The sequence below is a fragment of the Paraburkholderia sp. Ac-20347 genome (assembly GCF_017104805.1).
GTDB lineage: Bacteria > Pseudomonadota > Gammaproteobacteria > Burkholderiales > Burkholderiaceae > Paraburkholderia > Paraburkholderia tropica.
In genome coordinates this window covers 1-9,914 of record NZ_JAAGPN010000290.1, presented here as the reverse complement: position 1 = coordinate 9,914, position 9,914 = coordinate 1, and the positions used below count along the sequence as shown (strand labels likewise).

Sequence of the window (9,914 nt, the reverse complement as noted above, 5' to 3'; positions counted from 1 at the left end):
GCGACGGCGAAGTGACGTTCCTGCACACGCCCAAGGCCGGCGAGTGGATCACGGCCCAGGGCGCGGACATCAAGAAGGATTCGGTGATCCTGCCCGTGGGCACGCGCCTGTCGCCCGCGGCGCTCGGGCTGGCGGCCTCGGTCGGCTGCGCGACGCTCACCGTCACGCGCCGCGTGAAGGTGGCGGTGTTCTTCACCGGCGACGAACTGACGATGCCCGGCGAGCCGCTCAAACCGGGTTCGATCTACAACTCGAACCGTTTCACGCTCACGGGCCTGCTGCGCAATCTGGGCTGCGACGTGACCGATTACGGCATCGTTCCCGATCAGCTCGACGCCACGCGCGCGACCTTGCGCGAAGCCGCCGCGCAGCACGATCTGATTCTCACGTCGGGCGGCGTCTCGGTAGGCGAGGAGGACCACGTGCGTCCGGCCGTGGAGGCCGAAGGCCATATCGGCATGTGGCAGATCGCCATGAAGCCGGGCAAGCCGCTCGCGTTCGGCGCGGTGCGGCGTGGCGCGAAGGAAGCGGGGCAGGCGGGCGAGGCGTTTTTCATCGGGCTGCCGGGCAATCCGGTGTCGAGCTTCGTGACCTTCCTGCTGTTCGTGCGCCCGTTCCTGCTGCGTCTCGCGGGTGTCGCGCACGTCAGTCCGCGCGCGCTCTCGCTGCGCGCCGATTTCACGCAGACCAAATCGGATCGCCGCAACGAGTTCCTGCGCGCGCGCGTGAACCCGGCGGGCGGCCTCGACCTGTTCTCGAACCAGAGTTCGGCGGTGCTGACCTCGACGGTCTGGGGAGACGGCATCATCGACAATCCGCCGAATCACGCGATCAGCGCCGGTGAAACCGTGCGCTTCATCCCCTTCACCGAATTGCTGTACTGAGTTTGACACGATGAAAATCCAGCTGAAATTTTTTGCGAGCGTGCGTGAAGCACTGGGCGTCGCCGATGAAACGGTCACGCTGCCCGACAGCATCGTCACGGTCGGCGATGTGCGCGGCTGGCTGCGCGCACGCGGCGGCGTCTGGGCGGAGACGCTGGCAGAAGGCCGTTCGCTGCGCATGGCGTGCAACCACGTCATGACCGACCCGCGCACGCGTATCACCGAAGGCTGCGAAGTCGCGTTTTTCCCGCCCGTGACCGGCGGCTGAACCCTTCCCGACGATCAAGGAGAGCAGTCATGCCCGTGCGGGTTCAGACCGGGGATTTCGACCTGACGACGGAAGTCGCGCAACTGCGCGCCAACAATCCGTCGATCGGTGCGGTGGCGTGCTTCGTTGGCACCGTGCGCGACCTGAACGACGGCAGCGCGGTCGCGGGGATGGAACTCGAGCACTATCCAGGGATGACGGAGAAGGCGCTGGAGAGCATCGTCGAGGCGGCGCGCACGCGTTGGCCGGGCATCGAGGTGCTGATCGTGCATCGGGTTGGGCAACTTGCGCCGCTCGATCAGATCGTGCTGGTCGCGACGACGTCGAAGCATCGCGGCGATGCGTTCGCGTCGTGTGAGTTCGTGATGGATTACCTGAAAAGCGAAGCGCCGTTCTGGAAGAAGGAAGCGACCGAGCACGGCGCGCGCTGGGTCGACGCGCGCGAAAGCGACGATGCGGCGCTGGCGCGTTGGGGGATCGAGTCGGGGAATGCGGCGGTCAAGCCGGATTAAACGCGCAGGCACGCGCTTTCTGTCGATTGTTCCTGAAATATCAGAATAACAAGCGCATCGACAATTTTCTCAGAATAGTTCCTGGAATATGCGAATAACAGCCGCGACAGGCGAGTCGTGTCACTTTATTCCTGAAATACGAGAACTATTGGTCTAAAGCGGCGTCCAACCGAATAATTCTGATATTCTCGGAATTATGGCCGCGTCGAGCGGCTCATCCCGAGATTCTGGACATTCTGGACGCGCCCGCCATGCCTCGCACCTTGCCCCGACCGATTGAACGCCCGGACCCGCTGGCGCGCGACATGGCCGCGCTCGGCCTGCTCGTGCGCAATCGCCGCGCACAAAGCGAACTGCGTATCGACGATGCCGCGCAGATGCTCGGCGTCTCCAAGGACGTGCTGTCGCGGCTCGAAAACGGTCGCTCGGTCAGTCTCGACAAGGTGTTCCTGATCCTCAACGGGCTCGGGCTCAGCCTGCTGGTTCTGCCGCGCAGCGAAGCCAGCACGGCGCTGCGCAAGCTGACGCCGCCCGGAACGCAGGAGACGGCCTAATGGCCGCCCATACGCTGCGCGTCACGACCGGCGATGCGCCGGTCGGCACGTTGAGCTTCGAATCGCGCGAGGAGCGCTACGGTTTCGACTACGACGCGGCCTGGCGCCAGCGCGACGACGCCTTTCCGCTCTCGCCGCATATCCCGCTTTCGGGCGAAGTCACGGCGCCGGGCGCGGTGCAGCGTTTTCTGCAGAACCTGCTGCCGGAAGGCCGCGCGCTCGATGTCGCATCGATCGTCAATCAGATCTCGAAGGAGAACGTCTTCGGGCTCGTGCGCGTGCTCGGCAAGGAACCGGTCGGCGCGCTGAGCTTCGCGCCGCCCTCGGACCTGCCCGACGCGCCGGTCGAAGCCGCGCCGCCGCTGCGCAGGCCGATTTCGACGGAAGAACTGAGTCAGCGGATTCGCGAACGCGATCTCGTCGATTTCCCGGTCTGGGACGGCAAGGTGCGGCTCTCGGTCGCCGGTTATCAGGACAAGCTGCAGGTGCTGGCGGAAGGCGCGCGCCTCGCGCTCGCGGACGGCGCGCTCAGTTCGACGCATATTCTCAAGCCCGAGTCGCGCAATGCCGTGACGCCGTACATGGTCGCCAACGAGCACTTCTGCATGACGCTAGCGGCGCGTCTGGGGCTCAAGGTTGCGCCGGTCGAGATCCGCCGCATACCCGAGCCGATTTTGCTGATCGAGCGTTTCGACCGCGAAGTGGCGGTCGATCCCGCCGATGGCGAGACCGTGACGGCGGTGCGTCGGCGGCATGTGATCGACGGCTGTCAGGCGCTGGATCTGCCGGTGTCGTTTAAATACGAGCGCAATTTCGGCAATGTCGCCGACGTGCGCAATATCCGCGAAGGCGTGAGCTTCGAGAAGCTGTTCGCGCTCGAACCGTATTTCGACAATCCGCTGTCGACGCGTACCTTTCTCGTGCGCTGGGCGCTGCTGCACGTGCTGATCGGCAATAGCGACGCGCATGGCAAGAACATCTCGTTTTTCATGCGCGCGTCGAATCTGGAGCCTGCGCCGCTGTACGACCTCGTGTCGGTGAACGCCTACGGCGAGCACGTCGAGCAGGATATGGCGATGGCCTATGGCGATGTATTCCGGCTACAGGAGCTGACGCCGTACGCGCTGGCGGATTTCGCCCAGCGCACGGGCACGCAGCCGCGTTTTCTGGAGCGCGAGATCGTGCGGATGGCGCGGCAGGCGAGTGCGCTCGCGCCGGAACTGGCGCGCGCCGAGGTTTATGTGGGCGAGGAACGGACGCTGGTGGACGAGGTGGCGCGCTTTGTCGTCGCGCAGAGCGAGGCGCTGCTGAAACTGGCGCCCGAGGTGCCGAAGGTCAATCGCAGCCTGTTTTAAAGCGGAACGCGAGGCTGCGCCGCCTTATGCGCATAAAACGGGGCAGATCGCGTGTATCCGGATGATGAATCGCAACTAACAGCCAGAATCAGCCGACGACGCCGGACGCAGTCGTCGCTCAGTTCGCGCGATCGGCTTCGTCCGTGTCCATCGAACGGCCGACGATGCGCGTCGGAAACGGCTCGCCAGGCGGGCGGGTGGGCAGCTCGTGATCGTGTCCGTGGCCTGCGGGACGGCGGCGCGGCGCGACCGCATCGAGCAGGGCCTGCTGTTCGGGCGGAATTTGATAATCCCAGCCGAACTTGCTCAGTTGCAGGCTCTGCGCGATCCGCAGCGCGGGCTCCATGAACTGGAGCGCGGCGGCAGGCTCGTAGCGCGCCTGCACGGTATCGAGAAACAGATGGAGCCAGCGGCTGAAATGACGCGGCTCGACGCCTTCCACAGGGTTGTGGGCTTGCTGCACGTTGCCGCGGTACGTTTTCGTGCCGAGCACGAGGCTCGACCAGAAACGCACCATCTTCGGCAGATGGTCGTCCCAGCGCCCGGCCAGCATGCCGTCGAAAACCGGACCGAGCAGCGCGTCCGCGCGCACGCGATCATAGAACGCGTAGACGAGTTCGCGGATGTTGTCTTCGGTCGGCTCGGCGTAGGGGGCGGCAAGCGCCTGCGTGGGCAGCGGATCTTGCGGAGCGGGGGCGGGGCGTGCGTCGGTCATGATGGGCTTGTTGCGGAGGGTACAAATGCCGCGGCACGTTCCGATGCGGCTGGAAATGCCGGAAAATGCCTGGAAATACGAAGCGTCATGATACCCAGACAGCGCAAAACCTGCATGGGCGCTGCATGTTATCTTAGACGCATTAGCGTCACGATTGACCTGACTCATTTTTTAACGATCGCCATGAGACTGACCGACTACACCGACTACTCGCTGCGCGTGATGCTGTACCTCGCGCTGCGCCGCGACGGCCTGGCGACGATCCAGGAAATCTCCGACGCCTACGGCATCTCGAAGAACCATCTGATGAAGGTCGTGCAGCGGCTGGGCGAACTCGGCTGGGTCGACACCCTGCGTGGCCGTAACGGCGGTCTGCGGCTTGCGGCGGATTCGCTGTCGCTGAGCGTCGGCACCGTGGTGCGCCACACCGAGAGCGATTTCGCGCTGGTCGGCTGTTTTCCCGACGAACACGGCGAGCGCCGCGGCTGCGTCATCGAACCGCAGTGTCGCCTCAAGCACGCGCTGGCGGCCGCGCGCGACGCCTTTCTCGCCGAACTCGATCGTCACACCATCGGCGAACTGGCGCAGCCCGAGCATGAACTGAGCGGCGTGCTCGGCATTGCGCCCGTCAACTTCATGCCGCGTGCGAAGGCGAGCAGCGCCACGCGCTGACGCTGCCTGACATCGCGCCGCGTCTCCAGGGGCGCTTCAATCCGGCAGATTCTCCGTTTTCACCGTCGTCCTCGCTGCGGACGGCGGTCTGCGCATCCAGCGCGCCTTCATATTAAAAATCGGAAAAAATGACGGCCTGTGCGCTTGAAACCGGCGCAATGGCCCTTAAATTTGGTGACAGTCAAGATTACTGGAGGTCTCGTTTTAAATGAGAATCGACAAGCTCACCACCAAGTTTCAGGAAGCACTCGCCGACGCACAAAGCCTGGCCGTCGGCCGCGACAATCAATACATCGAACCGGTCCATCTGCTGGCGGCGCTCGTCGCGCAGCAGGACGGTTCCGCGCGTTCGCTGATGTCGCGCGCCGGCGTGCAGGTTCAGGCGCTGCAGAATGCGCTCAACGACGCCATCAACCGCTTGCCGCAGGTGCAGGGCACCGACGGCAACGTGCAGGTCGGGCGCGAGCTGACGGGTCTGCTCAATCAGGCCGACAAGGAAGCGCAGAAGCTCAACGACACCTATATCGCGAGCGAAATGTTCCTGCTCGCCGTCGCCGACGACAAGGGCGACGCGGGCCAGATCGCGCGCAAGAACGGTCTCACGCGCAAGGCGCTCGAAGCGGCCATCGTCGCGGTGCGCGGCGGCGCGCAGGTGCATAGCCAGGACGCCGAAAGCCAGCGCGAGGCGCTCAAGAAGTACACGGTCGACCTGACCGAGCGCGCGCGCGCCGGCAAGCTCGATCCGGTGATTGGCCGCGACGACGAAATCCGCCGCTCGATCCAGATCCTGCAACGCCGCACCAAGAACAATCCGGTGCTGATCGGCGAGCCGGGCGTGGGCAAGACGGCCATCGTCGAAGGTCTCGCGCAGCGCATCGTCAACGGCGAAGTGCCGGAAACGCTCAAGGGCAAGCGCGTGCTTTCGCTCGACATGGCCGCGCTGCTGGCGGGCGCGAAGTATCGCGGCGAGTTCGAGGAACGCCTGAAGTCGGTGCTCAACGACATCGCCAAGGACGAAGGCCAGACCATCGTCTTCATCGACGAAATTCACACGATGGTCGGCGCGGGCAAGGCCGAAGGCGCGATGGACGCGGGCAACATGCTCAAGCCGGCGCTCTCGCGCGGCGAGCTGCATTGCATCGGCGCGACCACGCTCGACGAATATCGCAAGTACATCGAGAAGGACGCCGCGCTCGAACGCCGCTTCCAGAAGGTGCTCGTCGACGAACCGTCGGTGGAAGCGACCATCGCGATTCTGCGCGGTCTGCAGGAGAAGTACGAACTGCACCACGGCGTGGAAATCACCGACCCGGCGATCGTCGCGGCCGCGGAACTGTCGCATCGCTATATCACCGATCGCTTCCTGCCGGACAAGGCCATCGACCTGATCGACGAAGCGGCGTCGAAGATCAAGATGGAAATCGATTCGAAGCCGGAAGAGATGGACAAGCTCGATCGTCGTCTGATCCAGCTGAAGATCGAGCGCGAAGCCGTCAAGAAGGAAAAGGACGAAGCGTCGCAGAAGCGTCTGCAGCTGATCGAAGAGGAAATCGATCGCCTGAGCCTCGAATATAAGGACCTCGAAGAGATCTGGACCGCCGAGAAGGCCGCGGTGCAGGGCAGCGCGCAGATCAAGGAAGACATCGACAAGGTGCGCGCCGAGATCACGAAGTTCCAGCGCGAAGGCAAGCTCGAAAAGGTCGCGGAATTGCAGTACGGCAAGCTGCCGCAACTCGAAGCGCAGCTCAAGCAGGTCGCGCAGGCCGAGGCCACCGAGCAGAACAGCCCGAAGCGTCATCGTCTGCTGCGCACGCAGGTGGGCGCCGAGGAAATCGCGGAAGTCGTGTCGCGTTCGACCGGCATTCCGGTCTCGCGCATGATGCAGGGCGAGCGCGAAAAGCTGCTGCTGATCGAAGACAAGCTGCATGAGCGCGTGGTCGGCCAGGACGAGGCGATCAACGCGGTGTCGGATGCGATCCGCCGTTCGCGCGCCGGTCTCGCGGACCCGAACAAGCCGTACGGCTCGTTCCTGTTCCTCGGGCCGACGGGCGTGGGCAAGACCGAGTTGTGCAAGGCGCTCGCCGGTTTCCTGTTCGATTCGGAGGATCACCTCATCCGCATCGACATGAGCGAGTTCATGGAGAAGCACAGCGTCGCGCGTCTGATCGGCGCGCCGCCGGGCTACGTCGGTTACGAGGAAGGCGGTTATCTGACCGAGGCCGTGCGCCGCAAGCCGTATAGCGTGATCCTGCTCGACGAAGTCGAGAAGGCGCACCCGGACGTGTTCAACGTGCTGTTGCAGGTGCTCGACGACGGCCGCATGACCGACGGCCAGGGCCGCACCGTCGACTTCAAGAACACGGTGATCGTGATGACCTCGAACCTCGGTTCGCACCTCATCCAGTCGATGCACGGCGAGCCGCAGGAAGCGGTCAAGGAAGCGGTCTGGAACGAAGTGAAGCTGCAGTTCCGCCCCGAGTTCCTGAACCGGATCGACGAAGTCGTCGTGTTCCATGCGCTCGGCAAGGACAACATCGAGTCGATCGCGAAGATCCAGCTGCAGCGTCTGCGCGAGCGTCTGGAAAAGCTCGACATGGAACTCGTGGTGTCGGACGAAGCGCTCGGCAAGATCGCGGATGTCGGCTACGACCCGCTGTTCGGTGCGCGGCCGCTCAAGCGCGCGATCCAGCAGGAGATCGAGAATCCGGTCGCCAAGCTGATCCTCGCGGGCAAGTTCGGGCCGAAGGACGTGATTCCGGTCGACGTCCAGGACGGCAAGCTCGTGTTCGAGCGCGTCGTTCACTAAGTCCGCTGATGCACGCGTGGCGCGACGGGAATCTGTCGCGCTTCAAACAAAAAGGGCTCCCCGATTCGGGGAGCCCTTTTTCATGGGCGTTGCGCAAGTACGCACAAGTACGCACCAGCACGCATCGAAACGCACCGGCACGCGCGCCGCGCGTCAGCGCATCAAGCCTGCTTGTTGCCGCCGCCGAACAGCGCCGCGAGGCCGCCGAGCGTGCCGAGCACGCTTTCGGTGTTGATCTGGCCGCCCTGCGGCACTTCGCCGTTCGGCGTGCCCGCGTTCACGACGTGCGGCAGCACCTGGGCGAGCAGGCCGCTGACCTGTTCGGGCTGCATGCCGACCTTCTGCGCGAGACCCGAGACGACGTCCGAGCCGAGCACGTTATGCAGCTGATCGGGCGAAACCGACTGGTTCTCGCCGTTGCCGACCCACGACTGCACGACGTCGCCGAGACCGCCTTGCTGGAACTTCTGGATGAGGCCGTTCAGGCCGCCCGGCTGGTTGTTGACGAATTCCATCGCGAGCGCGAGGAGTTGAGTTTGGCCGCCGCCTTGTTGCTGTTGCGACGAACCGAGCAGGGAACCGAGGGTATCGAGCAGGCTCATGACGATCTCACTAATGATGGCCGCGACGGGGGACGCGGCCGGAAAATCGGACGGCGCGCACGAGGCGCGCCGCGGGGATGGCAGAAAGTGCCGGAAAGCGGGCGCGCGAACTCAAGCGCCCGAAGCGGCCGCGTCGGACGCGGCCTTGCTCTTCTTCGACTTCTTGCTCTTCTTTGCTTTGGTATCCGAAGCGGCGGCCGGCGCGGTGGCGGCGGGCGCGGCGGAACCCGCCTGCGCGGCGCTCGCGGCGGCGGCTTCCTTGTCCTTCTTGCTCTTGCGTTTGGACTTGCCGGCCTTGGCGTCCGAGGCGGCCGGCGCGGTCGTGGCCGTGGTGGCGGGCGCAGCTGACGTCGGGGCCGTGGTCATCGGATTCGGCGCGGTGCCGGCCGTGGCGGCGGGTGCAGTCGTGGTCGCCGCTGATTTGCTGCTCTTCGACGACGCAGCCGCTTTGCCAGCCGGCGGCGCCGACGAACCGTTGATCGTCAGACCGGCTGCTTCGAGATTCTGCACCGACTTCGGACCGATGCCCTTCACGCGCGTGACGAGATCGTCCGCGTCCTTGAACGGGCCGTTTTTGCTGCGTTCGTCGAGGATTGCCTTGGCGTGGACGGGGCCGATGCCCTTGACCGATTCGAGCGCCGCCTGATCGGCGGTATTGACTTCGACAGCCGCGGCCAGCGCGGCGGACAGCGACAGACCGAGTGCGAGGAACAGCATCAGCAGCTTCTTCAGCATGGCAATCACTCCATTGAGGGCAATTCGAATTCGGTTAGCCGGGAACGGACGACGCATCCAGTCGGTGGGCGCTGCGCTATCAGGATAGGACAGTTCGCGCCTGCGTGGACGGGAAGCGGACGATTTATACCGAGCGTTTCGTGGCAAGACAATCGCGCCGCACAATATTTAATACTTCTGTGCATTGAGCGCACAGGCCGATCGCGGCGGACGCAACGAGCGCGCGTGCGCCATGACGGTGCGCGCGCGTGAAAACCGCCGCTGAAACGGCGGCTCAGGCGCGATGCGGCCCGACGATGCCGTGCTTCGCGATCCGTCGATAGAGCGTCGCGCGCGAGATGCCGAGCGCGGCGGCGGCGGCGTCGGGACGCCAGCGGTGGGCGGTGAGGGCGGCGAGGATGCGGGCGCGCTCGGTGTGTGGCGTTGCGCGCTCGCGCTTGCGTTCGAGCTCGGGCGCGGGCGACGCCACGGTGGAACCACCAGGAGAAGCCGGCAATTGCGCGGCGAGGTCGGCGCTCAAATGCCGCGCCTCCACGCGCACGGTATCGCAAACGGCGCATGCGTAGCGCATGGCGTTGCGCAACTGGCGCAGATTGCCGGGCCACGCATAGGCGGCGAGTTGCGCGGCGAGCGCGGCGGCGGGTGGGGGATCGGGACGCCAGCGGTGGGGGGTGGGGGCGCGCGGGATGCGGGCGCGCTCGGTGTGTGGCGTTGCGCGCTCGCGCTTGCGTTCGAGCTCGGGCGCGGGCGACGCCACGGTGGAACCACCAGGAGAAGCCGGCAATTGCGCGGCGAGGTCGGCGCTCAAATG

11 protein-coding genes are annotated in these 9,914 nt (G+C 65.1%); 7 read left to right on the top strand and 4 right to left on the bottom strand.

The annotated features are described in order from the left end of the window. From G3N97_RS32785 to G3N97_RS32765, 5 genes are all read left to right on the top strand, one after another. On the top strand, window positions 1-884 hold an 884-nt coding region (locus tag G3N97_RS32785; RefSeq protein ID WP_205997069.1), incomplete at its 5' end, for a molybdopterin molybdotransferase MoeA. Window positions 885-894: 10 nt separating this feature from the next. Next, the gene (gene moaD / locus G3N97_RS32780; RefSeq protein ID WP_074984234.1) at window positions 895-1,152 is read left to right on the top strand and encodes a molybdopterin converting factor subunit 1; all 258 of its coding nucleotides are present in this window, start codon (window positions 895-897) and stop codon (window positions 1,150-1,152) included. Window positions 1,153-1,181: 29 nt separating this feature from the next. Beyond that, window positions 1,182-1,664: a molybdenum cofactor biosynthesis protein MoaE gene (locus G3N97_RS32775; RefSeq protein ID WP_205997068.1), complete on the top strand. Its 483-nt coding sequence runs from the start codon at window positions 1,182-1,184 to the stop codon at window positions 1,662-1,664. Between the two features lie 251 nt (window positions 1,665-1,915). Then, window positions 1,916-2,218: a helix-turn-helix transcriptional regulator gene (locus tag G3N97_RS32770; RefSeq protein ID WP_241030979.1), complete on the top strand. Its 303-nt coding sequence runs from the start codon at window positions 1,916-1,918 to the stop codon at window positions 2,216-2,218. Then, window positions 2,218-3,573 (top strand): HipA domain-containing protein, encoded by a 1,356-nt coding sequence (locus G3N97_RS32765; RefSeq protein ID WP_205997067.1) that lies wholly within the window; start codon window positions 2,218-2,220, stop codon window positions 3,571-3,573. The genes G3N97_RS32770 and G3N97_RS32765 overlap by 1 nt, the downstream gene beginning before the upstream one ends. Before the next feature lie 118 nt (window positions 3,574-3,691). Here the strand turns inward: G3N97_RS32765 and G3N97_RS32760 are convergent, their stop codons facing one another. Continuing rightward, on the bottom strand, window positions 3,692-4,288 hold the full coding sequence (locus tag G3N97_RS32760) for a group III truncated hemoglobin (RefSeq protein ID WP_241030978.1): 597 nt from the start codon (window positions 4,286-4,288) through the stop codon (window positions 3,692-3,694). A gap of 183 nt (window positions 4,289-4,471) precedes the next feature. Here G3N97_RS32760 and G3N97_RS32755 point away from each other — a divergent pair, with 183 nt between their 5' ends. Further along, window positions 4,472-4,960, top strand: coding sequence for an Rrf2 family transcriptional regulator (locus G3N97_RS32755; RefSeq protein ID WP_205997066.1), 489 nt, complete (start codon window positions 4,472-4,474; stop codon window positions 4,958-4,960). Window positions 4,961-5,168: 208 nt separating this feature from the next. Continuing rightward, window positions 5,169-7,766 carry an ATP-dependent chaperone ClpB gene (gene clpB / locus G3N97_RS32750; protein WP_124261024.1) on the top strand — a complete coding sequence of 866 codons (2,598 nt, stop codon included), beginning with the start codon at window positions 5,169-5,171 and terminating at the stop codon, window positions 7,764-7,766. A 161-nt stretch (window positions 7,767-7,927) separates the two neighbouring features. Here clpB and G3N97_RS32745 read toward each other — a convergent pair whose 3' ends face one another. The 3 genes from G3N97_RS32745 to G3N97_RS32735 form a co-directional block, all read right to left on the bottom strand. Next, window positions 7,928-8,368 carry a YidB family protein gene (locus G3N97_RS32745; protein ID WP_205997065.1) on the bottom strand — a complete coding sequence of 147 codons (441 nt, stop codon included), beginning with the start codon at window positions 8,366-8,368 and terminating at the stop codon, window positions 7,928-7,930. 111 nt (window positions 8,369-8,479) lie between these two features. Continuing rightward, complete coding sequence (locus G3N97_RS32740) at window positions 8,480-9,103, bottom strand: helix-hairpin-helix domain-containing protein (protein ID WP_205997064.1); 624 nt, start codon at window positions 9,101-9,103, stop codon at window positions 8,480-8,482. Between the two features lie 274 nt (window positions 9,104-9,377). After that, on the bottom strand, window positions 9,378-9,914 hold a 537-nt coding region (locus tag G3N97_RS32735; RefSeq protein WP_205997063.1), incomplete at its 5' end, for a helix-turn-helix domain-containing protein.

Coding starts and splice junctions, on each gene's coding strand:
- clpB (WP_124261024.1), top strand. CDS start 5,169: ATGAGAATCGACAAGCTCACCACCAAGTTTCAGGAAGCACTCGCCGAC.
- G3N97_RS32740 (WP_205997064.1), bottom strand. CDS start 9,103: ATGCTGAAGAAGCTGCTGATGCTGTTCCTCGCACTCGGTCTGTCGCTG.
- G3N97_RS32760 (WP_241030978.1), bottom strand. CDS start 4,288: ATGACCGACGCACGCCCCGCCCCCGCTCCGCAAGATCCGCTGCCCACG.
- G3N97_RS32755 (WP_205997066.1), top strand. CDS start 4,472: ATGAGACTGACCGACTACACCGACTACTCGCTGCGCGTGATGCTGTAC.
- G3N97_RS32775 (WP_205997068.1), top strand. CDS start 1,182: ATGCCCGTGCGGGTTCAGACCGGGGATTTCGACCTGACGACGGAAGTC.
- G3N97_RS32770 (WP_241030979.1), top strand. CDS start 1,916: ATGCCTCGCACCTTGCCCCGACCGATTGAACGCCCGGACCCGCTGGCG.
- G3N97_RS32765 (WP_205997067.1), top strand. CDS start 2,218: ATGGCCGCCCATACGCTGCGCGTCACGACCGGCGATGCGCCGGTCGGC.
- moaD (WP_074984234.1), top strand. CDS start 895: ATGAAAATCCAGCTGAAATTTTTTGCGAGCGTGCGTGAAGCACTGGGC.
- G3N97_RS32745 (WP_205997065.1), bottom strand. CDS start 8,368: ATGAGCCTGCTCGATACCCTCGGTTCCCTGCTCGGTTCGTCGCAACAG.